Annotated in this window: 17 protein-coding genes; 10 read left to right on the top strand and 7 right to left on the bottom strand. The window is 63.0% G+C overall.

Annotated elements, in window-relative coordinates; translation table 11 throughout:
- The first annotated feature begins 60 nt into the window (after positions 1-60).
- The 3 genes from AD670_RS22490 to AD670_RS22500 all read left to right on the top strand — a co-directional run bounded on the left by AD670_RS22490 (position 61) and on the right by AD670_RS22500 (position 4,060).
- On the top strand, positions 61-570 hold the full coding sequence (locus AD670_RS22490; RefSeq protein WP_053137533.1) for a sigma-70 family RNA polymerase sigma factor: 510 nt from the start codon (positions 61-63) through the stop codon (positions 568-570).
- Positions 567-1,517, top strand: coding sequence for a FecR domain-containing protein (locus tag AD670_RS22495; protein ID WP_053137536.1), 951 nt, complete (start codon positions 567-569; stop codon positions 1,515-1,517). The genes AD670_RS22490 and AD670_RS22495 overlap by 4 nt, the downstream gene beginning before the upstream one ends.
- A 92-nt stretch (positions 1,518-1,609) precedes the next feature.
- Complete coding sequence (locus AD670_RS22500) at positions 1,610-4,060, top strand: TonB-dependent siderophore receptor (protein ID WP_053137539.1); 2,451 nt, start codon at positions 1,610-1,612, stop codon at positions 4,058-4,060.
- Between the two features lie 8 nt (positions 4,061-4,068).
- On the opposite strand, the gene AD670_RS22505 is transcribed toward AD670_RS22500, so the two are convergent.
- The 5 genes from AD670_RS22505 to AD670_RS22525 all read right to left on the bottom strand — a co-directional run bounded on the left by AD670_RS22505 (position 4,069) and on the right by AD670_RS22525 (position 9,061).
- The gene (locus tag AD670_RS22505; RefSeq protein WP_053137542.1) at positions 4,069-4,740 is read right to left on the bottom strand and encodes a protein phosphatase 2C domain-containing protein; all 672 of its coding nucleotides are present in this window, start codon (positions 4,738-4,740) and stop codon (positions 4,069-4,071) included.
- Positions 4,737-5,420 (bottom strand): hypothetical protein, encoded by a 684-nt coding sequence (locus tag AD670_RS22510; RefSeq protein ID WP_082341030.1) that lies wholly within the window; start codon positions 5,418-5,420, stop codon positions 4,737-4,739. The genes AD670_RS22505 and AD670_RS22510 overlap by 4 nt, the downstream gene beginning before the upstream one ends.
- A gap of 17 nt (positions 5,421-5,437) precedes the next feature.
- Complete coding sequence (locus AD670_RS22515) at positions 5,438-6,127, bottom strand: hypothetical protein (protein WP_053137548.1); 690 nt, start codon at positions 6,125-6,127, stop codon at positions 5,438-5,440.
- A gap of 70 nt (positions 6,128-6,197) precedes the next feature.
- A complete protein-coding gene (locus AD670_RS22520) occupies positions 6,198-6,902 on the bottom strand; it encodes a DUF3142 domain-containing protein (RefSeq protein ID WP_053137551.1) in 705 nt (234 codons plus the stop codon).
- Entirely contained in the window at positions 6,899-9,061 is a 2,163-nt protein-coding gene (locus AD670_RS22525; RefSeq protein ID WP_053137553.1) for a hypothetical protein, read from the bottom strand. Before AD670_RS22525 ends, AD670_RS22520 begins: the two co-directional genes overlap by 4 nt.
- A 162-nt stretch (positions 9,062-9,223) precedes the next feature.
- Between AD670_RS22525 and AD670_RS22530 the strand changes: the two genes are divergently transcribed.
- Genes AD670_RS22530 through AD670_RS22545 form a run of 4 tightly spaced genes read left to right on the top strand, consistent with a single transcriptional unit; the run spans position 9,224 to position 13,926 of the window.
- Entirely contained in the window at positions 9,224-10,000 is a 777-nt protein-coding gene (locus tag AD670_RS22530) for an efflux RND transporter periplasmic adaptor subunit (protein WP_053137556.1), read from the top strand.
- The gene (locus AD670_RS22535) at positions 9,997-11,319 is read left to right on the top strand and encodes an efflux RND transporter periplasmic adaptor subunit (protein WP_053137558.1); all 1,323 of its coding nucleotides are present in this window, start codon (positions 9,997-9,999) and stop codon (positions 11,317-11,319) included. The genes AD670_RS22530 and AD670_RS22535 overlap by 4 nt, the downstream gene beginning before the upstream one ends.
- Entirely contained in the window at positions 11,319-13,415 is a 2,097-nt protein-coding gene (locus AD670_RS22540; RefSeq protein ID WP_053137561.1) for an efflux RND transporter periplasmic adaptor subunit, read from the top strand. The genes AD670_RS22535 and AD670_RS22540 overlap by 1 nt, the downstream gene beginning before the upstream one ends.
- 16 nt (positions 13,416-13,431) lie before the next feature.
- Positions 13,432-13,926 (top strand): N-acetyltransferase, encoded by a 495-nt coding sequence (locus AD670_RS22545; protein ID WP_053137564.1) that lies wholly within the window; start codon positions 13,432-13,434, stop codon positions 13,924-13,926.
- On the opposite strand, the gene AD670_RS22550 is transcribed toward AD670_RS22545, so the two are convergent.
- Together AD670_RS22550 and AD670_RS22555 are read right to left on the bottom strand one after the other, a co-directional pair.
- Positions 13,919-14,230 carry a hypothetical protein gene (locus tag AD670_RS22550; protein ID WP_053137566.1) on the bottom strand — a complete coding sequence of 104 codons (312 nt, stop codon included), beginning with the start codon at positions 14,228-14,230 and terminating at the stop codon, positions 13,919-13,921. The two genes, AD670_RS22545 and AD670_RS22550, sit on opposite strands and share 8 nt — an antisense overlap.
- Before the next feature lie 58 nt (positions 14,231-14,288).
- A complete protein-coding gene (locus tag AD670_RS22555; RefSeq protein ID WP_053137568.1) occupies positions 14,289-14,879 on the bottom strand; it encodes a phage tail protein in 591 nt (196 codons plus the stop codon).
- A gap of 216 nt (positions 14,880-15,095) precedes the next feature.
- On the opposite strand from AD670_RS22555, the gene AD670_RS22560 reads away from it, so the two are divergent.
- The 3 genes from AD670_RS22560 (at position 15,096) to AD670_RS22570 (ending at position 24,674) form a co-directional block, all read left to right on the top strand.
- Complete coding sequence (locus AD670_RS22560) at positions 15,096-16,676, top strand: glycosyltransferase family 39 protein (RefSeq protein WP_053137571.1); 1,581 nt, start codon at positions 15,096-15,098, stop codon at positions 16,674-16,676.
- A gap of 149 nt (positions 16,677-16,825) precedes the next feature.
- Positions 16,826-17,671 carry a sulfotransferase gene (locus AD670_RS22565; RefSeq protein ID WP_082341029.1) on the top strand — a complete coding sequence of 282 codons (846 nt, stop codon included), beginning with the start codon at positions 16,826-16,828 and terminating at the stop codon, positions 17,669-17,671.
- 46 nt (positions 17,672-17,717) lie between these two features.
- Positions 17,718-24,674 carry an Ig-like domain-containing protein gene (locus AD670_RS22570; protein ID WP_053137578.1) on the top strand — a complete coding sequence of 2,319 codons (6,957 nt, stop codon included), beginning with the start codon at positions 17,718-17,720 and terminating at the stop codon, positions 24,672-24,674.
- Positions 24,675-24,678 lie beyond the last annotated feature (4 nt).

Genomic DNA, 24,678 nt, shown 5'->3' on the forward strand with positions numbered 1-24,678 from the left:
TTGCCAGCCGTCAAACAAGGTGTAATGATAATTGCTCTCAATAGTGTATCTGAGCTTTTCATGGACACCGCGACTGACGGCCAGCAACAGCTTCACCTCCTGTACCGCGACCATCACGGCTGGCTGCAAGGCTGGCTGCGCAAGCGTCTGGGCGACCGCGAACACGCCGCCGATGTAGCGCAGGACACGTTCCTGCGCCTGCTGGTGTCCGGTCGTTACCCCGGTGACAAGGAAAGCCGCAGCTACCTGGTGCAGATCGCGCGCAACCTGGTGATCGACCAATGGCGACGCCTGCGTATCGAGCGGGCTTACCTGGAAAGCATTGCGCACCTGCCCGAGCCCGAGTCGCCGTCCCTGGAGACCCGCGTGCTGATCCTCGAAACCCTGATGCAGATCGACGCCATGCTCGACCGCATGCCCGACAACGTACGCCGCGCGTTCCTGCTGTCGCAGTTCGAAGGCCTGAGCTACGCGCAGATCGCCGAGCACCTGGGCGTTACCGTCAGTTCGGTGCAGAAGTACATGACCCGCGCCATCGTCGCCTGCTACCAAGTGGCGTACGCAGAATGAGGCCTGACGCCCCCATCGCCCCGGCCATTGTCGAGCAAGCCAGCGAATGGCTGATGCTGCACTGGAGCGGCGAGCTGCAAGGCGAGCAACACCAGGCGTTTGCGCAATGGCAGGCGGCGGATCCGGAACACCGTCGCGCCTGGCAACGTCTGCAGCACCTGCAACAAACCCTTGGCAGCGTGCCCATCGACAGCGCCCGTGCAGTGTTGCGCGACACTCCGGACACCCAGCGCCGCGCCGCGTTGAAACTGCTCGGCCTGCTGTTGGTGGCGGGCGGCAGCGGCTACCTGATGCAGCGCAGCGAACCCTGGCAGGCAGCCTTTGCCGACTACCGCACCACCACGGGTGAGATTCGCCACGTGACCCTCAGCGACGGCACGCGCCTGGACCTCAACAGCGACAGTGCAGTGGACCTGCGTTTCAGCGCCAGCGAGCGGCGCATTCGCCTGATCCGTGGTGAGATCCTGTTGACCAGCGGCCACGACCCGATGCGTCCTTTGATCGTCGAAACGGCGGCCGGTGATGTGCAGGCGCTGGGCACCCGCTTTGCCGTGCGCGAACTGCCCGACGGCAGCCGCGTCGACCTGTATGAAGGCCGCGTGCGGGTCACCCCGGTGCATGGCCCGGCGGTGCAGATGAATGCCGGCGACAGCCTGTGGTTCGACCAGCGCCACAGCTCGGCGCTCCCGGCGACGGACGCCAACGCCAGCAGTTGGACCGAGCATCGCCTGATCGCCGAGCGCCAGCCACTGGGTGAGTTTGTGGCGCGGCTGAGTCGCTACCGCCCGGGGCTGTTGCGCTGTGATCCGGCGGTGGCCGGCCTGCTGCTGACCGGCGTGTTTCCGCTGAACGATACCGACGCAATCCTGGCGGCACTGGAGCGTTCATTGCCGGTGCAGGTGCGGGCAGTGACGCGTTACTGGGTGACGATCAAGGCGCGAGTCTGAAAATATTTTTGCCGAGTCTTGTCGGTTTGCGCGCTCCGTTCGGGATACCTCTTGAAAGCCAATCAAGAAGCGTTCTCACGGGGAGTCCTGCAATGCCGCACCACCCAATCCAACCCTTGGCCCGCGCCTTGCGCCGTGGCCTGTTTGTCAGCCTGCTGGCGACGGTACCGATGCTGCCGACCCAGGTGCATGCCGAAGAACGCACCGAAGCACTGCGCGCCTACAACATCCCGGCGGGTAGCCTCGATCAGGCCTTGAACCAGTTCGCGAGTGCGTCGGGCATCTTGTTGTCGGTCGATGCCTCCCTTACCCAAGGCAAGCGCACCCCAGGCCTGCAGGGAAGCTATGGCGTCGGGTCCGGCCTGGAGCGGCTGCTGGCGGGCAGCGGCCTGGTGGCGGTGCAGGCCCAGGGCGGTTGGTCGTTGCAGGCGATGCCATCCGCCGGGCCGTTGCAGCTCGGCGCGACGCAGATCAGCGCCCAGCAGGCCGAGGAAAGCGCCTGGGGCCCGGTGGACGGCCTTGTCGCCACGCGCAGTGCGTCCGGCAGCAAGACCGATTCGGCATTGGTGGAAATCCCCCAGACCATCAACGTGATCACCGCCGCCGAGATCAAGGCGCGTGGCGCCCAAAGTGTCACCCAGGCGTTGCTCTACACCCCAGGCATGACCGCCGGTGGCTTTGCCGACCGGGTCAAGTTGTTCGACGAACCCACCTCGCGCGGCTTCACCCCCACGCCCTTGTACCTTGACGGTTTGCACCTGCCCTACGGCGGCGGCAGCACGGGTGGAGCGCTGCAGATCGAGCCCTACTCCCTGGAGCGCATCGAAGTGCTTAAGGGCCCGGCCTCGGTGCTGTACGGGCAGAACCAGCCGGGCGGTATCGTCAATATGGTCAGCAAGCGCCCCAGCGAAACCCCGGTGCACCAAGTGGTGCTGGAAGCCGGCACCTACGAGCACAAGAGTGCGGCCATCGACCTCAGCGGCCCGCTGGATGAACAGGGGCAATTCCTCTACCGCCTTACCGGCCTGGCCAACGACGGACAGGACGAGATCAACTACGTCGAGAACAAACGCCAGTTCATCGCCCCCAGCCTCACCTGGCGCCCCAACGACGACACCCGTGTGACGCTGTTCGCCCAATACCAGAAGGACAAGGGCGTGCCCGAGGCCCAAGGGTTGCCGGCGTCCGGCACCTTGTGGGCCAACCCCAACGGCAAGATCAAGCGCGATGTGTTTATCGGCGAGCCCGGCGTCAACCAGTACAACCGCGAGCAGTACGTGCTGGGCTACGAGATTTCCCATCGCCTCAACGACACCTGGACCCTCAAGCAGAACGCGCGCTACGCCGAGGTGGACGACCGCTACACCGCACCGCTGCACGGCTACCGCTTCGTCGCCAACCCGGCCACCGGTGTGCAGGACCAACGCTACCTGCAACGCTTCGGGGTGGACTGGGCGCAGAACAACAAAGTGTTTGGCGTGGACAGCATCGCCCAGGCCGAATTCGATACCGGTGCGTTGTCCCATACGGTGATCGTCGGCCTGGATTACTACCACTCCGGCTCGCTGTTTCATGGCCTGTATGACCGCAACCCGCCGGTAATCGACCTGTTCAAGCCGGTCTACGGCCAGCGCCTGAATTTTGGCCAACCGTACCGTTGGGACCGGACCCTGAGCCAGACCGGCCTGTATGTGCAGGACCAGATCAAACTGGATAAGTGGGCCTTGGTGCTCGGTGGGCGTTATGACTGGGCCAGCGTGGTGAACAAGGAGCCGCTGCAAGGCACCCGCTTCGCCAGCAAGGACGAAGCCTTCACCGGCCGCGCCGGCCTGGTGTACCTGTTCGATAACGGCCTGGCGCCTTTTGTCAGCTATTCCGAATCGTTCCTGCCGCTGACCGGCACCGACGCCCAGCGCAAACCGTTCGACCCTTCCACCGGTAAGCAATATGAAGTGGGCATGAAGTACCAGCCGCCGGGCCAGAAGAGTTTTGTGCAGGTCGCGGTCTACCAGCTCGACCAGGAAAACGTGATCACCACCAACCCCAACGACACCTTCAGCACCCAGAGCGGCGCCATGCGTTCACGCGGCGTAGAGCTGGAAGCCAAGGCCGCCCTCAGCGACGCCTGGGAGATCATCGCCTCGGCCGCGCGCAACGACATCAAGTACACCAAGGACGAAGAAGGTCGCCAAGGCCGCCACCCCGCTGGCATCTCGCCGCTGACGGCGTCGATGTGGGTCAACTACACCGTACTGGGAGACACTCCGCTCGCCGGCCTCGGTGCCGGCCTGGGCGTGCGCTACGCGCGCCAAAGCCTGGGCGACTATTACGAAGGCGCGTTCAGCGTGCCGTCGTACAGCGTCTACGACGCCAGCCTGAACTACGACCTGGGCACCTCGCCGCTCAAGCTCAAAGGCGTGAAACTGGCGATGAACGTGCAGAACCTCACCAACAAGACCTATGTCTCGCAGTGCACCAGCGACCTGGATTGCTACTACGGCGAAGGGCGCACGGTGGTGTCCAGCCTGACCTATGACTGGTGACTGTGTTTCTACGTCCGCAATAGCATGAACGTGGCGTCATCCTCCGTTGAGGCTCCATCAAGGGTCTGCTTTGCGATGGCCTTGAGTTGGTTCTGGGTCGAGAGTTCGGCCCAGAACCCATCGGTCGCCAAGATCCATGTTGTACCTTGGGTGATTCGCATGGATTGAATATGAGGCTCATGGGCCCGTCGGAGGCTCATGCAGTTGAGCAGCGTTTTGCGTGCGGGGCTGCTGGCGATGAATGAATGGCTCAGATCACCTTTCCAGTTGGGGCCGCAATGAGGTGGGCTCAGCCAGTTCATGCTTTGGTCTGTCTCCAGGTAACCCAGACAGCAGTCACCGGCGTGAATGGAGATGGCCGTTTGGCCAACCACCAGCATTACGAGATAGCTGGTGGAGGCAAATGGAAAGTCTGGGCATACATTCGAGTGCACTTCGTCCAGTGAAGTCAGTACCTGTTTCAGGGCTTGATCGGGACAAGACACGACAGAAGGTTGCGCGCCGGAAAAGCACTCAAGCAGATGGTTGCTCAAGGCTCTCGCTAATTGCCCGCTGCCTGGTTTTGAGGTGCCGTCGGCAATCACGTAGAGGTACGCGCCGCAGTTCTGTGTGGAACCGCTGGCATCGCGATTTTCTGTTCTATGAGTTCCTTTGCGACTGAGGCTCGCGTGCAGGATCAAGCGGCCACTCCCAGCTTAATCAATGCCTTCAGGCGTCCGTAAATCAACGCCTCACGATCGTGATCTTGAGCGGTGCTTTGGATCACGTCGTGAAACGCGGATAACGACAATAATGCGGTGAATTGTTCGCTCACGAACTGCCGCAGGTCGATGGGTGCACACTTCACCTCTTCAATGAGTTCTTCCCTGCCGTCCAATAGCGCGATGATGTCTTCTATGTCGTTGGACATCAGCACATCGCCACGACCGCGACCCTGATAAGCCTGAAGTTTTGCTGCGAGGAACCACGGCGCGGCAAACACCTTGATAGAGGTGCCGTTGGGGAGTACGTAATCGACGGCGTTTTCCAGCCCGCCGACAAACCAGGTATTGGAAAAGCCCAATACCTTTTCATCGGTCGGCATGAAATCGACTTTCAAGGCGCCGAGCCGTAAGCGACAGGTGACGGAGTCCTGGCCAGTATTTTTGAAGCCTCTGGGTTTCAGGTTTTCTTCCAACCGATACCAGTCAGGGGTGCCGGTCAGATGAATGACCAAATCAACATCATCCGTGCCGCGAATCGATTCCAGGGTGTATTCATCGGTGATAAGCAGAACGGTGGTGCAACCGCCGACGAAGGCGACTTGCGTGCGCAACTCTTCGCCCAACGCCTCAGCAACCTCTTCAAGCATTTGCAGCATCATTGTTCTGTTGGACGTCACAGGATCCACTCCCGCAGCATGGCATCGGCCACTTTGGCTTCGCGAGGGCCCCCGATGCGGATGGCGTCAACCAGGGCCAGGAAATGATAAAGAAGCTCATCTTTCTTCACGGCGCCAGGAACGGTTTTATACAACGGTGTGATTTCCTGGCCTTTGCTTTTTCCGTATGCGTCCGGCCAGACGGGAATGAGGTCGCCGCCGCTCATCACTTTTCCCGCCAAGACTGGCGCGGCGAAGGCTGTCGGAATACCGCGAACGATAGGGCCTGGTTTAACCGGGAAAATATAGCGGATGCCGTACGTGACCAAATCAAGCAGTGCCTTGCTTCTTACCAGAGGAATTCCGTCGGTGTGGCTCGTATAGATCAAGCCAATTTCCCTGCAACGATTCAGGGATGAGGAAACCTCTGTTTTGCTTAGGCCCAACGCTGAGGACAGCGCTCTCACAGAATAGGTTTGTGAGCTGTGTCCTTCAAAGTCTTCGTCTACTCCCTCCCAGCCCCGCCAGTCATCAATTGACGAAAGTTGAACAGTTTCGAAGTTTTGAATGTAATCCGGAAGGTTTTGAAACCCGAGGCTCGCGCTCTCTTTTTCCACAGAAAACACGCGTTTTTTTACGCGCTCCCCTTTGGCCTGTAGTTCCAGGCTGATCAGTTTGAACAGAATGACGATGTCTTGACTTTTCATGGGGCTCCAAAAGCGAGTGTCCTCTGTCCGCGGACAGAGGACACTTTCTGGCACAGGGCTGACACTCATGTCAACGGTTTTGCAAAAACACCACATACCCCCGAAACCACTCACTCCCCTGCAAATACCTCGGCTCCTCCCACTCTCCACCCTGAATCAAACCGATCTTGAACGGCAGCCCCATCCGGTTCATCCGTGGCAAATACGCCGCGTAATCCGGAATGCTCTGGCGGCCCTGATAAGTCTGTACCACCACTTCATCCACCACGCCCTTGAGCTGGGCGATGGCGGTGGGGTCGGCGTTGCTGCTCCAGTCCATCAGGCCGGTGATGCTCAGGCGCAGCTCAAAGGGCAGGCGCTGGCGCAGGTCGCGCAGGAAGTCGGCGTATTCGTGCAGGTATTGGGTGCGGGCGTCGAAGTCGATCTGGATGCCGACCACCGGGTTGCCTGCGTCGCGCCAGCGTTGTACCTGGCCGAGCAGTTGGGTGTAGACCTGTTCGGGCCAGCGCAGGGTGTGGGCGCGGTAGACCACCCAGACGTCGCCTCGGGTGAGGCGCGGCACGCTGATGCCTTGGGCGATCAGTTGCACACCGCGCTGGGGCGCGCGGCGGGTGGAGTTGATCTGGCCCTGGAGGATGTACAGGGTCTTGGCCTGCTTGAGTACCGGCTGCGGAGTGACGCCGCTCCACAGCCAGAAGGCGTCATAGTCGCGGGCATCGACGGCACCGAATGCCGGGCTTGCCAGCAGCAGCAAGCCCAGCCACAGGTGTTTCACCAGTAGTACTGCAGCGATTTGCCCCACTGGGTGTCGGCGAAACCACTTTTCAGTTGGCGGAACCAGGCTTTGCGCACGCCAGGTTCGACGTCCTGGCCGCCGCAGCTGTTGTAGCCGGCCGGCGCGTAGCAGTTGATGGCGCGGAACAGGGCGTAGGCCTTGTCGGTTTTTGGCGCCTTGGCGTTGCCGATCACCTGCCTGTAACCGTCGAGCCGCGAGAAGGTTTCACCCTTGAAGTCCGATGCGGTGCTGCCCAGGCTGCCAGCGGCGCGCGCCTGCTCCAGGGGCATGCCGTCCAGGCCGTTGCGCAGGATGAATTCGCCGAAGCAGTTCAGGGCCTGGGGGTTCTTCGCGTCGGCCTGCAAGGTCGCTGCGGTTTGCGCGATGCTCGGGCAGGCGTAGCCGGATTCGGCCTTGTCGCCGTTCCACTGGAACAGCTTAAGCGTCTGGCTGGCGCTGTAGACATAACCCAGGCTGGTGCCCAGTTTGTCCTCGGGGGCCTGGGGCGGCAGTTGCTTGAGGTCCTCGGCGAAGGTGGCGAATTGGCCGCGCAGCAAGTCTTTGTAGAGCAGCACGAATTGCGCGGTCTGGCGTTCCAGCGGATCGCTGGCCTGGGCGATCTGTTGGCGCAGCAGTTCAGGCCCGGCAACATTGCGCAGCAGGATGTAGCGCACCTGCTTGGCACTGATCGGCGAATCGGCGGCGAATACTTTGGCCAACTGGCCGCTGCGCTCGTAGTTCATGGCCAGTGCCAACTCCAACTGGTCGCGTTGCAGCGGCAGTTTTGCCAGTGGCAACAGTTGCAGCCACACGGCCTCGGCGCCTTTCCAGTCTTGCTTGGCTTCCAGGGCCAGGGCGCGCAGGGTCTGCTGGCTGAAGGCGAAGTAGTTCAGGTTCGACGGCACGCTCTGCGGCAACTGCTTCAAGGCGGCGTCCGGTTGATGCTCGATGTACAGCGCACACACGGCCAGCAAGTACTCATAGAGCTCTGGCTCGCCGGCGAACACGGCCTTTTGCTTCTCAAGGTCTGCGCGGCTGATGGCGGGCTGGTTGCCGCCGCGCATCACCATCAGGTCGCTGACGAGCTGGATCATCGGGGTCTTGACCGTATCGCTGTTGACCATCAACAGCTTGAGGTCAGCTTCTTCTACCAGCTCATCCTCAGACACGTTGCGCTGCTCGTCGGTGGCCGTCAGTGCCCAGGCGAACGCGTCGGCGAGCTTGGTGTTGTCGTCGGCGAGCCAGTACACCCGGCGCAGCAGGCCGTGGGCCGAGGCCGCGTATTCGCCCTGTGGATAAGTTTTCAGGTAGGCGTTGAAACCCTGCTCGGCCGTGGCCAATGCGGGCTTATCCACACGGTCCAGGTGCGGTACGCCGTCTTCGTCATAGGTGTCGGCCTGGGCCTGGTTGAGCGCTGTGCGGGCGGTCATGTACAGCGCGGTTTCCTTCAGCCACGGCGATGGGGCGCTGCCGATGCCAGCAAAGCCCTGTGCGGCCTCGGCGAAGCGGCCGCTGTAGAAATCGGCGGCGGCTTGCAAGTAGGTGCGAAACAGTTGGCCGTCGGCTGACTGGATCTGCTGCGGCTCGGCGATCACCGGGCCATCCCAGGTGCAGGTGGTGAGCAGTTGCAGCCGCGCCTTCGCCAGCAACTCGCGCTCGGCCGCCGGCATGTCGGACTTGACCACTTGGCGGATAAACGCCGTGGCGCTGTCATCGTCGTTGCTGCGGCAGCGGCTGCCTTCGCCATTGAGGAACGCTTCGCCGGCGGTTTTGTACGCCTCGCGCTTGATGCCCAGGGGCGTCAGCAGGGTGTCGAGTTCGGCGGTAGGCGAATCGTCCGAGTCGGGCTCAGTCTCGGCGCTGGAGGCAGCGGCCAGGCGATACACCGGGAACGGCACCGGGCCGAACCCCTGGGCCAGGTCATCTTCGCTCAACGCCTTGGGCGCCAACGGCGCGGCCTTTTTGTCGGCCAGCAACAGGCGCAGGTTGGCCCGGCTGTCATTGCCTGGGCTCAGGAACGGCACGTTGTTGCAAGGGTCCAGGCTGTCACGCGAGACACGCCAATCGGGGTAGCACGAATCGTCGGAACTGGCCTGGGCCTGCTGGGAAATACCGGCCAGCAGGGCCAGTGCCACGGGGGAGAGAAAACCGATGCGCATGACGTGTCCTTGATCCTGGGTCCTTGGAGGGCGCCAATCATAACGTGTTCCTACTCAGGCTTCGGTGAAGCCCTACACAAATTGCTGATTTGTCGGGTGGGAATAGTGGCAATTTAATTGTGCTGCCCTAGACTGCGGTCATCTTCAGGGAGAAGCACACGCATGACGCGCCTACGTAAATGGATCTTAAGTTTTTCCTGTGTGTTGGGTGTGGCAACCATGGCCATGGCCGACGATCCGCTGTTGGATCATCCCTCCACGGCGACCGCCGCCGGCACCGACAGCGAAGCCCGTGGTGTATTACGCGCCCGCGACCAGGCGATGCTGGCCAGCGAATTATCCGGGCGCATCGTCGACCTGCCGTTCAGCGAAGGCGAATCCTTCAAGAAGGGTGACACCCTGGCGCGTTTCGATTGTTCGGCCTACCAGGCCCAACTCAATGCGGCTTCAGCGGCCAGCCGCGGTGCCAGTGAAGAGTTGGCGCATAACAAGCAATTGGCCGCGCTGAATTCCGTCGGGCGTTTCGAAGTCGCCCGCGCCGAAGCCAAACTCACCGAAACCCAGGCCCAGTCCCAGGTCTACCAGGTGCAGGTCAAGCGCTGCAGCGTGCTGGCGCCGTATGACGGCCAGGTGGTGCAGCGCAAAGTGCAGCGCTATGAAAGCGTTTCCGCGGGTGCGCCGCTGCTGGAAATCGTCGACAACCGCAGCCTGGAAATCCACCTGCTGGTGCCCTCGCGCTGGATGGGCAAACTCAAGCCCGGCCAGACCTTCAGCTTCATCCCCGACGAAACCGGCCAGGCGTTCATCGCCACGGTCAAACGCCTCGGCGCGCGTATTGATGAAGGCAGCCAGACCCTGCTGCTGGTCGCGAGCCTGCCCAAGGCCGATGGCTTGCTGGCAGGCATGAGCGGCACCGCGCATTTCGAGGCAGCTAAGTGAATGCGCCCATGACGGGTAGCGCCGAGCGTTTCTTTGCCCAGTTCCTTGACCTTGAGCGCCTGGCTCGCGCCGCTCGCACCCTCGATCAATTGGCCTACAGCCTGGTGAACGACGGGCAGGCGCTGTTCGGCTTCCGCCATGCAGCCCTGTTGATCGCCGGCAAAGTGCGTGCGGTGACCGGCGTGAGCATGATCGAGCCGAATGCGCCGTTTGTGGCGTTTGTCGAGCATGCCGTGGCCGAGGTGTTCAAGCAGGGGCGGTCTGCACCTGCGACCGTGTTGCCGATGGAGGCTTTCGGTACCGCAGTGCGTGAGGACTGGCAAAGCCTGTCGGCGCCCCATGTGTTCTGGCTGCCATTGCTCGATCATCACGGCGAGGTGTTCGGCGGCATCTGGCTGGCGCGCGATACGCCCTGGAGCCCACCGGAGCAGGTGTTGCTTGCGCAATTGGGCGATACCTACAGCCACGCCTGGCTGGCCTTGCAGCCACGACGCCCATGGCGCCTGCGGTTTACCCGCAAGCGCCAGGTACTGCTGGCGGCGACAGTGTTGCTGGGGCTGTTGATTCCGGTGCGTCAGTCCGTGCTGGCACCGGCGCAAGTGGTGCCGCTGGGCGGGCGGGTGGTCGCTGCACCGCTGGATGGGGTGATTGCCGAGTTTCTGGTCAAGCCCAACCAAGCGGTGAAAAGCGGCGATCTGCTGGTGCGCTTTGAAAGCACCACCCTCAAGGCCCAGGCCGATGTGGCCGAGCGGGCGCTGGGGGTGGCAGAAGCCGAATTGAAGGCCAACGCACAACGGGCGTTCGCCGATGCCGAGTCCAATTCGAAAATCGATTTGCTCGCCGCCCGCGTCGAGCAAAAGCGCGCCGAACGCAACTACGCCGAACAGTTGCTCAAGCGCAGCGAAGTGCGCGCCGAGCGCGACGGTATCGCGGTATTCGCCGATGCCGAGCGCTGGACCGGCAAGCCGATCCAGACCGGCGAGCGGCTGATGGATATCGCCGACCCTGGTCAGGCCGAGCTGCGCATCGAGTTGGCCGTGGGGGACGCCATCGCCCTGGCGACGGACGCCGAGGTGGCGCTGTTTCTCGACAGTGACCCGCTGCAACGCTATGCCGCTCGGGTCGAGCGCGTGGCCTATGAAGCGCAGCCGACGCCGTCCGGGCAGTTGGCCTATCGGGTCGATGCGGCCTTTACTGAATCACCGCCCCCACGCATCGGTCTGCGCGGTACCGCCAAGCTGTTTGGCCAGCGCGCGCCGTTGGCCCTGTACCTGCTGCGTCGCCCTCTGGCCGGGCTGCGCCAGAGCGTGGGCCTGTAATGGGGTTGCCCAGCCTGCGCGCCGACCTGCAACTGACCGTCGCCGCCCCGGCCCTGGACGGCTCGCCACGTTGGACACTGGCCGACCCGCTGCGCGGCCGCTATTTCAAGTTGGGCGCCCAGGCCATGCGCCTGCTGCGTCATTGGACCCTGGGGGATGCGGCCCAAGTGCTGCACGCGGCCAACCGCGAGCCGGGCTTGAAGCTGGGCGAGACGGAGCTCGAAGAGTTGCTGGCGTTCCTGCGCGCGCATGACCTGATCGCCGCGCTGGACCCGCAGCAGCGCGCCAGCTACGTCTTGAAGTCCGCCGCATCACGCCAGAGCCTGTGGCAAAAGGCACTGCACCAATACCTGTTTTTCCGCATTCCATTGTGGCGCCCGGACGCCTTTCTCAATCGTGCCTGGCCGTGGCTGCAGCGGTTTGGCCCGCGCCTGTTGCGCTACGGGTTGCCGGCGACCCTGGGGCTGGGTGTGTTTCTGGTGTCCCGTGACTGGGAGCGGTTCCTGGCGACCTTTCCCCATCTGTTCAGCCTTGGCGGCGCCATCGCGTTTGGCATGGCGTTGTTCTTCGCCAAGCTGTGCCATGAGTTCGGTCATGCCTTCATGGCCAAGCGCGCGGGGTGTCGGGTGCAGAGCATGGGAGTGGCGTTCATGGTGCTGCTGCCGTTGTTCTACACGGATGTGAGTGATGCCTGGCGGGTCAACGACCGCAAGGCACGGCTACTGATCGGTGCCGGTGGGGTGATGGCCGAATTGCTGCTGGCCTGCATCGCATTGCTGGCGTGGTCGTTGTTGCCGGACGGGCCGGCGCGCACCGCTGCATTCATGCTTGCCAGCGCGACGTGGATCACCACGCTGGTGGTCAATCTCAACCCGTTCATGCGGTTTGATGGTTATTTTCTGATCAGCGATCTGTGGGGGGTCGACAACCTGCAAGGACGCGCCTTCGCCCTGTGTCGCTGGCGCCTGCGTGAGGCCTTGTTCGGCTACGGCGAACCGGCTCCGGAGGCGTGGTCGCCCGCCATGCGTCAGCGCCTGTTGTGGTGGGGCTATTTGTCATGGCTGTGGCGCGCCGCATTGTTCTTCGGGATTGCGCTGGCGGTGTACCACTTGTTCTTCAAGCTACTGGGAATCTTCCTGATGTTGGTGGAGTTGGGCTGGTTTATCGTCCTGCCGATTCTCAAGGAAGGTCGTGAGTGGTGGACCCGACGTGAGCAGGCGCATACCCCGCGTGTGCTGATGACGGGCCTGGGGCTGCTGGCGCTGTTGCTGCTGGTGGCGGTGCCGTGGCGCAGCAGCGTTGAGGTGCCGGCGATGCTTGAGGCGGCGCGGGTCACGGCGTTGCATGCGCCGGTGGCGGCGCGGGTCAAGCAGGTGAATGTGGTCGATGGCCAAACCGTGGAGCGGGGCGCGGTGCTGGTGGAGCTGGAGTCGCCGGACATTGATTCGCGGCTGCTGATCGTGCGCCGCGAAATCGACATCCTGCAATTGCAGATGCGTCGCCAGGCCGGGCGCAGCGAAACGGCGGCAGATGTCGGCATTCTGGAGCAACGTCTGGCCGAAGCCGTGGCCGAATACCGTGGCTTGCAGGCCCGGCGTGAGCGACTGCTGCTGCGCGCGCCCGAGGCTGGCCAGGTGCGTGACCTGATGCCGCAACTGGTGGCCGGCCGCTGGGTGTCGACCCGCGACCCACTGGCGCGCATCGTCGAAGGCGGCACACGCCTGCGCGGTTACCTGGCCGAGGCGGATTTGTGGCGTGTGGCGCCGGGTGCCAGCGGGCGGTTTATCGCCGACGACCCGATGCGCCCGGCGTGGCCGGTGGAACTGCTGGACGTGGATGCCAACGGCGTTGCCGTCCTCGACCAGGAAGCCCTGACCTCGGACCAGCACGGGCCGATTGCCGTACGCCGTGACGAGAGCCGGCGACCGGAGCCGGTGCAGGCGCAGTATGGCGCGCGCCTGAAACTGCTCGAAGACGCGCCGGCGCCCCCCCATCCACTGCGCGGTGTGGTGGTTTTGCAGGGGCGCAGTGAATCATTGCTAGGGGCAGCCTGGCGGCGCATGGCGGCGTTGGGTGTACGCGAAAGTGGTTTTTGATCCAAGGAGATGATCAATGCTGGACAGTTCGTCGTGCGCGGGTTTATCCATGCGCCCTTCACGGCCCACCGATGCGCCGTTTTTGCACAACCTGTACCGCTGCGCGCGGCCGGAACTGCAGTGGGTCGATGCCCATCCCGAGGTGATCGAGCAGATCGTCGCCCAGCAGTATCAGGTTCAGGAGCAGGGGATCGCCGAGCATTTTCCGGGAGCGATGCACTACGTGGTGGAGAAACTCGACACCCCGATCGGCGTGTTGACGGCGGACTTCGGCGCGAATGAAGTGCGCGTGCTCTATCTGGCATTTGTCCCGGCTGCGCGTGGCCAGGGTTTTGGCCGCGCAGTGCTGCAAGGCGTGCAAAAAGCCGCCGCCCAAGTGCGCTGCCCGGTGGCGACGGTGGTGTGGGCCAGCAACCCCGGTGCGCGCCAGCATTACCTGGCGCTGGGGTTTCGCGTCGAGGAAACCGTGCCGGGGGCCGAGCGGCTGGTGTGGTACCCGGGGCTCAGTTGAACACAATGTTGAAATAGCCAAGGTTCGGGTCGCGGCCCAGGGCCGGTTCCCGGGACACGAAAATCCCGTCGACGCTGCCAAGCTCTGGCAGGGCCAGGGCACACAGGCCATCGACGAAGTCCGTGGGCGCCAGGCTGCGCAGCGTGACGTTGAAGGGTGTGCGGGAGTTGTCCGGCAGGCGCGATTGTGGGCGCAGGTCGACGGCCTCGATGTGCACGTGCAGCACTCGGCCATCGGGCAGTTGCAGCGGGCAGGACTGATTGATCAGGGGCTGGAAATGTTCGTTGCATACCTGTTGCAGCATGGCGCGTCTCCGGTCGTTGCGGCAGGCACCGGGGCGATTGCCCCGGTGTTGGAGCGGTTTACGGGCGGGGCGGGAAAAGCCCTGTCAGGGCGATGCTGAAATTCAGCGCGAGGTACGGTGCCATTGTTGGCAACGGCTGGTTGCCGCCTGGAACCGTCAAGTTGCCGCCCAGGGTGCTGCTGGCGCCTTTGAGGGCGACGGGTGCGCTGCCGGGATTGTCGGAGTAGATCGCCGCCGAGCCGGGGCCACCCGTGCTGGAGGCGCCGATGTAGGCATTGGTGCTGGTGGGTGTGGTGGTGGCGGCACTGGGCTCGTTGGCCAGGTTGATGGTGGTGGTGACCGTCAGGCCGGTGGTGGGGATCAGTTGGGTCGGAAGGTTGCCGCTCAGGATGTTCGATTTTTCGGTGCCGCCGACTTCACCGATGACCCGTGGTGTCAGGCCGGCACCATTGCCCATATGGATCGGTGCACGGCCTTGCAGGTTGGGTAGGGCAAAAGTGTTCTGGCCGTCACCGCCATAGACCGTGCCCAACAAGGCAAACAGTGCGTTGTTTTGCGCGATCGATACTAATTGGCCGTTGCAATAGGCCCATCCCTGGGGTGCGTAGTTGAACGCGAACATCTGAACCGTACCGAGAAAAACTTCCATGAAAACCTCTCCTGCTAAGTGTCGGATGAGATGCGCCGCGCGATGCAAACCTGGCGCACCGCCCCACAGCCTAGACGCGGGTCTGCACTTCGTCCGCTTTTTGGTCGGGCTTTGGGGTAGAGGGAGGATTACACCGGCCGCCGGGGATGCTTCTGGCCTACAATCAGCGCGTTCGAGCACCCGGCCGGGTGCGGGTGTCGATTTCAGAGGGTGGTAATGGGCGTTCCGAGTCGTGATGAAACAACAAGCACCTGTCAGCCTGTCACACCTGCGCACTCTCTTTTTCAATTGCTTCGCGAACCCTGGTTACTGCCGCTCCTGGCGCTGGCCCTGGGGTTGCGCTGCTATGAGTTGACGGCAGCGGCGATCTGGGGCGATGAAGGCTCCAGCCTGCTGCTGGCCCATTACGCGCTGCCTGGCATCTGGTTCCATGCGGCCCACGATGTGCACCCACCCCTGTATTTCATGCTGCTGCACGGCTGGATCGCGGTGTTTTGCGACTCCATCCTGTCGATCCGCCTGCTCAGCGCACTGCCGGGGGTGGCCGCGGTCTTTCTGGGCACCTGGCTGGTGCACCTGATCGCCACGCGCCGGGCCACGTTGCTGGCCTGCCTGCTGCTGGCCTTGCTGCCCACGGCGGTGCGCTACAGCCAGGAAATCCGCATGTATTCACTGCTGGGTGTCTGGCTGTTGGGGGCGACCCTCGCGCTGGTGTATTGGGTGAAGGCGCCGCAGCGTTCGCGTTACCTGGTGGTCTACGCGTTGCTGATGACGGCGGCGTTCTACACCCATTATTTCGCCGCCTTGTGTGTGCTTGCCCACTGGCTGTATGTGGCGCTGCTGGGGCCCGTGCCCGGTGCACGCCAGCGTTTTATCGGCCGTCACGACTGGTGGCTGGCCAACGTCGCGATTGTGCTGCTGTTTGCGCCCTGGCTGCCGGGGCTGATTGACCTGGTACTGCATATGGAGGAGCTGAAGGCCGGCAACGATGTGGGTTGGGAGTTGCCGGTCACCTGGCGTTCACTGCCGTCGATGGTCTGGCAGCTGTTGGCGCTGGATGATGGAGAAACCATGTCGCCGTGGCTGTTGCTCACGTTGCCGACTGTGGTCACGGCGGTACTCGGTTATGTGCTGTGGAACGACCGCAGTCGCTACCGCTTCGCCACGCTGGTGGTGATCTATTGCACCTTGCCGGTGCTGCTGGTGTTTGCGATATCTTTTATTTCGCCGGTATTTATCGACCGCTATTTGACCGCACCCGCCCTGGGCTTGCCGATTGTCCTGGCGCTGGCCATCGACCGCCTGGCCCTGCGCCACAGAGCCTTGGCGGCGGTGCTGTTGGCCGTGGTACTGGGCGCTTCGGCCGTGGGGCTGAAGAATAACTACACGGTCGACCCCGATGATCAATTCAGCAACATGGTCGACTACATGAACCAGCACACCGTGGCCGGTGACCAGATCGTCCTGGGGGATATGTTCTGGTACCTCACTTGGGGTTATTACGATAAAAGCGCAACCGCGCCCCGTCTCTACACCCCACCGACGGCCAAGGGTGTATCGACCCGCCCCAATGCCTACGGCTTCGGTACCTTGATCGAGCCCGATGCCGGGGTTTATCTGGACGATTTGAACGACCTGCCCATTGGCAACGGCCGGGTATGGCTGGTGATGAGCCGGGTGGCCCCTGACGAATTCCCCTCGATTCCGAAGAACTGGCGAGCCATTGATCAGCATGCAGGCGGTGATACCCAGGCAGTTTTATATGAGGTTTGTCATCTCACCTGCACCCGGCCCTGAGGGGCGGTAGCTGTCTTTCGTCGGATATATCGCAAAGCCCCGAAAATAAAGGGCATTTATGCCGAATTAAACCAGTTGATGGCAAAGTAATATTGGCTGGAAATGATTCCTTACGCTACGCTTTGTCCTACAAAGGACTGCTAGTAAAGGTGAAAGGATTGAGCCGTTTTCACTTCATTTCCGGGTTGCCGCGTTCCGGTTCGACCCTGTTGTCCGCCATTCTTTTACAGAATCCGCGTTTTCATGCGGGCATGACCAGCCCGGTCGGTGCGCTGTTTGCCGGTGTACTCGGCCAGTGCAGCGCCGGCAGTGAGTTTGGCGCGGTCATCAACACGGATGTACGACGCCGCCTGCTGGGCGGCTTGTTCGACTCCTATTACGCCGATCAGGCTGACAAGTCCGTGGTGTTCGACACCAATCGGCAGTGGTCCGCCCGTCTCCCGGCTATTCGCGATTTGTTTCCCCAGGCCAAGGTCATCGCGTGTGTGCGCAACGTTGCCTGGGTCATGGACAGCATCGAGCGGCTGTACCGCGCCAATCCCTTCGAGAATACCAAGCTGTTCAATGATGACGGTGAGCGCAACACCGTTTACAGCCGGGTCGAAACCTTGGCTCAGCGTAATCGCCTGGTGGGGTTTGCCTGGGCGGCACTCAAGGAAGCCTATTACGGCGAGCAGGCCGATTCTTTGCTGATCATCGACTACGACCTGCTGAGCCAGGCGCCTGAGCGTGTGCTGCGCCTGGTCTACGAGTTCATCGGCGAGCCCTGGTTCGAGCACGACTTCGACAACCTGGCCTATGACGCACCGGAATTCGATGACGCGCTGGGCCTGGCGGGTCTGCATAAGGTCAAGCGCAAGGTGGCCTTCGAGACCCGGCGCACGATCCTGCCGCCAGATTTGTTCGAACAGTATTCCAAGCTGTCGTTCTGGCTGGATGGCGCCTCCAGCGCCGCCAATGTGATTCGTATCAAAAACAACCTCGCGAGTCACTGATCGCGATTTTTCCTGAGTTTCAGACGTTCGATCCCGGGTGAGTCTCATGTGGTGGAATAAACAGAAGTCGCGTGGGGCATCGCAGGCAACCGCCGCAGCCCGGTCCCTGGGTTCGCCCATGATCATGTCCCTGGAACCGCGCATGTTGTTCGACGGCGCCGTGGCGGCGACGGTGGCGACGGCGGCTGATAACCACTCGACCGTGGACGCGGCCAAGCCACCCACCGCAGACCAGCCCACGGCTGCCAAGGACACTCATGGCCAGACGGATGCCGCCCCGGCGACTGCACCTGTTGCCGTGCCCGGCCAGGGTGTGGTGTTTGTCGACTCGCGGGTCAAGGACTTCGACAGCCTGCTCAAGGGCGTCGCTCCCGGCACTCAGGTTGTGGTGCTGGACGGCAGCAAGGACGGTCTGCAACAGATCGCCGAATACCTGGGCAGCCACCAGGGCGTGAGTACCGTGGAGATCATTGCCCACGGCAATACCGGTGACTTGTGGCTGGGCAGTACCTACCTGTCGGCGGACAACGTGGCGGCGCGCGCCGATGTGCTGGGCCAGATCGGCAAAGACATGAACGTGGGCGGCGATATCCTGATCTACGCCTGCAACACTGCCGAAGGCGAGCGCGGCGTGAGCTTCGTCGATTCCCTGGCGCAGTACACCGGGCGTGACATTGCGGCCTCCACCAACCGCACCGGCGTGGGCGGCGACTGGACGTTGGAAATCGCAACCGGCGCCATCGAAAGCACGCCCCTGCTGTCGCAACAGGTGATGAACGATTACCAGTGGGGCCTGGCGACCTGGACCGCGACCAACGGCAATGATTCGGGTGTCGGCTCCCTGCGCGCGGCGCTGGCGTCCTCGCAGAACGGCGACATCGTGACCTTCAACAACGGCATGACCGTACTGTTGAACAGCCAGTTGGTGGTCACCAAGAACATCACCCTCGACGGCGACCTGAACAATGACGGCGTCGCTGAGGTAACCCTGGACGGGCAGTACAAGACCAGCGTGATCCAGGTCAACAGCGGTACCACCGTGACCTTCGACGGCCTGGTGATTACCCGTGGCCTGATTGCCGGTAACGGTGGCAATGGCGGCAGCGGTACCAGCGCGGGCAACTCGCTGGGCGCGGGGCTCAGCAACTTCGGCGACCTGACGCTGAGAAACGTCAGCGTCACGGCAAACGCGGCTTCCGGTGGCGGTGGCGGTGGCGGTGTCACCGGTGGCGCGGTCGGCGGCGCCGGGGGCGGCGGCGGTGCACTGGGCAACGGCATCGGCGGGCATGGCGGCAGCACCGGCAGTGGTACTGGCAACTACGCCGGCACCGCTGGCTCGGCCAATCAGGGCGGTACGGGAGGCGGGTATAACCTGGTGGTGATGGGCGGCAAGGGTGGCTCGGGCAGCGCCGGCGCGGGCTCGACCAACCCCTACGGCTACTCCAACGGCAGCGCCGGCGGCGCTGCGGCCGTCGGCGGAATATCGATCGGCGGTGGTGGCGGCGGTGCCGGCTGGAACGCCCTCGGCGGCAAGGGCGGTGGTGCTGCGGGCGGTATCTACAACGCCGCTGGCGCCAAATTGACCATCATCGGCAACTCGGCGATTACCGGTAACATCGGTGCCGGCGGCGGTGGTGGCGGTGGCGGCTCCATCAACAGCGGCAGCAACGCCAGCGGCGGCGACGGTGGCCTGGGCGTTGGCGCAATCTGGAACAAGGGTTCGGTACTGATCACGGCGGCCAACTTCGCCAGCCTGGGCGGTAGCGCCAACTCCGGCGCCAGCGGCAATGGCGGCCTGGCCAGTGCGGGTACAGCCGGCAACAAACCGACGGCGGCCAATGGCCTGTTCAACGATATCGGCGGTACGTCGGACAATGCCTATGTGCCGAACCCGACCGCGACCATCGTGGTTGCAACCCCAGCGCAGCACATCGGCAGTACGTCGCAGGTGACCATTACCTTCAGCGAAGCCGTCAACGGTTTCACCCTGGCTGACCTGACCGCTGCCAACGGCGTTCTCACTAACCTGACCACCAGCGATAACAAGACCTGGACCGCGACCTTCACCCCGAACGCGAACGTCGCCAGCAGTGCCGGCCAGATCACCTTGGACAACACCGGTGTCACCAGCCAGTCGCTGGGTTTGGCAGGCATCGGCACCACCGCGTCCAACAGCTACACCGTCGACACCGAACGCCCGAGCGCGACCATCGTGGTCGACAGTCCGGCGTTGAAAGTCGGTGGTTCGTCCCAGGTGCACATCACGTTCAACGAGGCAGTGAGTGGTTTCAGTCTGTCGGACATGACGGCAACCAACGGCACCCTGAGCAACCTGACCACCAGCGACAACATCCACTGGACCGCCACCCTGACCCCGGCTGCCGGCAACAACAGCAGCGGCAACAGCATCTCCCTGGACAACACGCTCTACACCGATACTGCGAGCAACGCGGGCACTGGCACCAGCACGTCCAACGCCTACGTGATCGATACCGTGCGGCCGACCGCGGGCATTGTGGTGTCCAACACCGCGCTCAACATTGGCGGTTCGTCCCAGGTGACCATCACCTTCAGCGAAACGGTCAACGATCTGGACCTGAGCGACCTGAGCGCATCCAATGGCGTCCTGAGCAACCTGGTCCAGGTCGATGGCACCCACTGGACGGCCGTCCTCACCCCCAACAGTGGGGTTACCCACAGCGGTGACCTGGTCACCCTGAACAACACGTTGATTACCGACGGTGCGGGCAACGCCGGCAGCGGTAGCACCAACTCCAACACCTATGTCGTCGATACCCAGCGCCCGACCGCGACCATCGTGTTCGGCAGCGCCAATCTTGGGATCGGCCAGACCTCCCCGGTCACTATCACCTTCAGCGAAGCCGTGACCGGTTTTACCCTGGCCGACCTGACGGCGAGCAACGGCGTCCTGAGCAACCTGAGCACCAGCGACAGCATTACCTGGACCGCGACCTTCACCCCGACTGCGGCTGTCGTCAGCGCGAGCAACCACATCACCCTGGACAATACCGGGGTCCAGGATGGGGCGGGCAACGCTGGCAGCGGCACCACCACTTCCAACAACATCGCCATCGATGGCGTGCGCCCGACCGCCACCGTGGTGGTCGCCAACGACTCGCTGAACATCGGCGACACCTCGCTGGTAACCATTACCTTCTCGGAAGCCGTGGTCGGATTCAGCAATGCCGACCTGACCATTACCAACGGCACGCTGACGGCAGTGGGCAGCAGCGATGGCGGCATCACCTGGACCGCAACCTTCACACCGAGCGCGAGCATCACCGACACCAGCAACCTGATCACCCTCGACAACACCGGCTACAGCGACACCGTCGGCAATACCGGCACCGGCTCCACCGACTCCAACAACTACAGCATCGATACCCAGCGGCCGACCGCGACCATCGTCGTCGCCGATCCGACACTGACGGCCGGGGAAACCTCGCTGGTGACCATTACGTTCAGCGAAGCGGTAACCGGCTTCAGCCTGAGCGACCTGAGTACCAGCCACGGTAGCCTGAGCGGCTTGAGCAGCGCTGACGGCATCACCTGGACCGCGACCTTCACGCCAGGTACGAACACCAACAGCGCAACCAATGCCATCACCCTGGCCAATACCGGTATCGCTGACCTTGCCGGCAACGCGGGGGCGGGCAGCACCAACTCGGCCAACTTCACCATCGACACCGTGCTGCCCACGGCGAGCATCGTAGTCGCGAGCCCAGCGTTGAATATCGGTGGCACGTCGTTGGTGACCATCACGTTCAGCCAGGCGGTCACCGGTTTCAGCAATGCCGACCTGACCATTACCAACGGCACCCTGAGCGCGGTGGCCAGCAGCGATGGCGGCATCACCTGGACCGCCACCTTCACCCCGAGCACCAATCTTACCGACGCCACCAACCTGATCACCCTGGACAACAGCGGGGTGCAGGCGATGGCGTCGGGCAATGCGGGCAGCGGCACCACCGACTCCAACAACTACGTTATCGACACCCAGCGTCCGACCGCCACTGTGGTGGTGGACAACGAAAACCTGGGCGTCGGTGGCACGTCAACGGTGACCATTACCTTCAACGAAGCAGTGACCGGCTTCGACCTGTCCGACCTGACCGTCGGCAACGGTACCCTCAGCAACCTGAGCACCAGCGACAACATCACCTACACCGCAACCCTGACGGCGCTGGCGGGCATCAACCAGGCCAGCAACCAGATCACCCTGAATAACACCGGCGTGCTCGACACGGCTGGCAACAGCGGCTCCGGCACCACTGACTCCAACAACTATGCGATCGACAGCCAGAGGCCGACCGCGACCATCGTGATAGCCGATCCGGTGCTCGCAGCGGGTGAAGCCTCGCTGGTGACCATCACCTTCAGCGAGGCGGTGAGCGGTTTCGACAACAGCGACCTGACCGTGCCCAATGGCACGTTGAGCGCGGTGAGCAGCAGCGATGGAGGCATCACCTGGACCGCGACGTTCACGCCGACCAGCAACATCAAGGACACCACCAATATCGTCAGCCTGAACAACGCAGGCTATACGGACCTGGCGGGCAACGCTGGCACCGGCTCCACCCTCTCGGGTAATTTCACCATCGACACGGTACGGCCGACCGCGACGATCGTGGTGGCGGACAACGCCCTGGCGCTGGGTGAAACCTCGACGGTGACCATCACCTTCAGCGAAGCGGTGAGTGGCTTCAGCACCGCCGACCTGACGATCAGCAACGGTACGTTGACGAACCTTGCCAGCGGCGACGGCGGCATCACCTGGACGGCGACCTTTACGCCGACCAGCAACATCACCGACAGCAGCAACCTGATCGTGCTGGACAACACCGGCGTGGCGAATGCCTCGGGCAACGCCGGCATCGGTACTACCGATTCCAACAACTTCAGCATCGACACCCAGCGGCCGACGGCGACCATCGTGGTCAGTAACGACGCCCTGAATGCAGCGGGTTCATCGGTGGTGACCATCACCTTCAGTGAAGCCGTGACCGGCTTCACCCTGGGCGACCTGACAGCCCCCAACGGCACCCTGAGCAACCTGAGCACCCTGGACAACATCACCTGGACCGCAACCCTGACGCCGAACGCCGCGACCACCCATGCCGGCGACGTCATCAGCCTGGACAATAGCCTGGTCAGCGACAGTGCCGGTAATGCCGGTGCGGGGAACACCGTCTCCAATGCGTACAGCGTCGATACCGTGGCGCCGACGGCCAGCATTGTGCTCGGCAGTGCGAGCCTGCTCGTCGGGCAAACCACGACGGTGACCATCACCTTCAGCGAAGCGGTGGCCGGCCTCGACAGCAGCGACCTGAGCGTGCCCAACGGCAGCTTGAGCAGCCTGCTCAGCAGCGACGGCGGCATCACCTGGACCGGGACCTTTACCCCGGACAGCAATGTTCACGACACCACCAACCTGATCAGCCTGAACAACACCGGCTACACCGACCTGGCCGGCAACACCGGTACCGGTACCACCGACTCGGCCAACTTTAGCATCGATACGGTACGTCCGACGGCGACGATCGTGGTGGCGGACACTGCCCTCAAGGCCGGCGAAACCTCGACGGTGACCATCACCTTCAGCGAAGCCGTGAGCGGTTTCAGCAATGCCGACCTGACCCTCAGCAACGGCACACTGACGAACGTCACCTCCAGCGACGGCGGCATCACCTGGACCGCGACACTCACGCCGACCAGCAATATCACCGACACCACTAACGTCATCACCCTGGACAACAGCGGTGTCGTCAACGCCTCCGGCAACGCTGGCAGCGGCACCACAGACTCCAGTAACTACAGCATCGACACCCAGCGCCCAGGCGCGACTATTACGGTGGCCAACGGCCTGTTGGGGATCGGCCAGACCACCACCGTGAGCATCACCTTCACCGAGGCGGTCAGCGGCTTTGACCTGTCGGACCTGAGCGTGGCCAACGGTGTGCTGTCCAACCTGACCACCAGTGACAACATCCACTGGACCGCGACCCTTACCCCCACTGCGGGCATCACCGATGCCACCAACCTGGTGGTACTCGACAACAGCCTGGTCAGCGATGGCGCAGGCAACACCGGGTCGGGCGTGGCCATCTCCAATAACTACGCAATCGACGGCGACCTGCCCACGGCGACTATCTCGGTCGCCAACCCCAACCTGGTTGTCGGCCAGACCACCACCGTGACCTTCACCTTCAGCGAAAAAGTCACGGGCTTCGACCTGAATGACCTCAGCGTCGCCAACGGCACCTTGTCCGACCTGGCCACCAGCGATGGCGGCAAAACCTGGACCGCCACCCTGACACCGACGGCGAATATCACCGACCCGAGCAACTTCATCACCCTCGACACCAGCCTGGTGACTGACCTGGCAGGCAACGCCGGCAGCGGTTATGCCAACTCCAATAACTACGGGGTGAACACCACCGCCCTCACCGGCGACCCGCTGTTTCGCGTCACGGTCCCTACAGTGCCTGTGGATGCGCCGAACGTGCCCTTGCAGCCGATCATTTTTGGCCGGCCGGGTGGCGACCTGGGCTCACCGATTGGTTTCCCGCCGCTGTTTGAACAGCGTGAAATGGGCGCGGGCCTGCCGCCGATCGGCAGTATCTTCATCAACAACGGCGCGTCGTCGCCCAGCTTTATTGCCCAGGTGTTCAGCACCGATGGCAGTGGTGACGGCAGTGGCAATGGCTTCCTCGGCTTCGGCGGTGGCGACGGCGGGGTGTTTGGCTCAAGCACGTTGTCGGGCCTGTTCAACCGCGATAACAGTGGCAGCGACTCAGGCTTTAAAGCGTTCGACAGCAAGTCGATCAAGGGCGGCGGTGATCCGGCCCAAGGCCTGCGCGGCGTCTTTGGCGCACCGACCCTAGGCCAGCAATTGCAACAGATCAACGACAGGGAGCATCGCCAGGTGATCGACCTGGCACAGGCACTGCAACAAGTCGGCATCAGCGAAATGCAGGCTTGAACAC

Source organism: Pseudomonas sp. MIACH (genome assembly GCF_001269925.1).
Taxonomy (GTDB): domain Bacteria; phylum Pseudomonadota; class Gammaproteobacteria; order Pseudomonadales; family Pseudomonadaceae; genus Aquipseudomonas.

Excerpts from the sequence above, each read along its gene's own strand:
- AD670_RS22570 (WP_053137578.1), top strand. The coding sequence starts at position 17,718 with ATGTGGTGGAATAAACAGAAGTCGCGTGGGGCATCGCAGGCAACCGCC.
- AD670_RS22560 (WP_053137571.1), top strand. The coding sequence starts at position 15,096 with ATGGGCGTTCCGAGTCGTGATGAAACAACAAGCACCTGTCAGCCTGTC.
- AD670_RS22550 (WP_053137566.1), bottom strand. The coding sequence starts at position 14,230 with ATGCTGCAACAGGTATGCAACGAACATTTCCAGCCCCTGATCAATCAG.
- AD670_RS22555 (WP_053137568.1), bottom strand. The coding sequence starts at position 14,879 with ATGGAAGTTTTTCTCGGTACGGTTCAGATGTTCGCGTTCAACTACGCA.
- AD670_RS22530 (WP_053137556.1), top strand. The coding sequence starts at position 9,224 with ATGACGCGCCTACGTAAATGGATCTTAAGTTTTTCCTGTGTGTTGGGT.
- AD670_RS22525 (WP_053137553.1), bottom strand. The coding sequence starts at position 9,061 with ATGCGCATCGGTTTTCTCTCCCCCGTGGCACTGGCCCTGCTGGCCGGT.
- AD670_RS22510 (WP_082341030.1), bottom strand. The coding sequence starts at position 5,420 with ATGCTGCAAATGCTTGAAGAGGTTGCTGAGGCGTTGGGCGAAGAGTTG.
- AD670_RS22495 (WP_053137536.1), top strand. The coding sequence starts at position 567 with ATGAGGCCTGACGCCCCCATCGCCCCGGCCATTGTCGAGCAAGCCAGC.
- AD670_RS22500 (WP_053137539.1), top strand. The coding sequence starts at position 1,610 with ATGCCGCACCACCCAATCCAACCCTTGGCCCGCGCCTTGCGCCGTGGC.
- AD670_RS22515 (WP_053137548.1), bottom strand. The coding sequence starts at position 6,127 with ATGAAAAGTCAAGACATCGTCATTCTGTTCAAACTGATCAGCCTGGAA.
- AD670_RS22540 (WP_053137561.1), top strand. The coding sequence starts at position 11,319 with ATGGGGTTGCCCAGCCTGCGCGCCGACCTGCAACTGACCGTCGCCGCC.
- AD670_RS22545 (WP_053137564.1), top strand. The coding sequence starts at position 13,432 with ATGCTGGACAGTTCGTCGTGCGCGGGTTTATCCATGCGCCCTTCACGG.
- AD670_RS22490 (WP_053137533.1), top strand. The coding sequence starts at position 61 with ATGGACACCGCGACTGACGGCCAGCAACAGCTTCACCTCCTGTACCGC.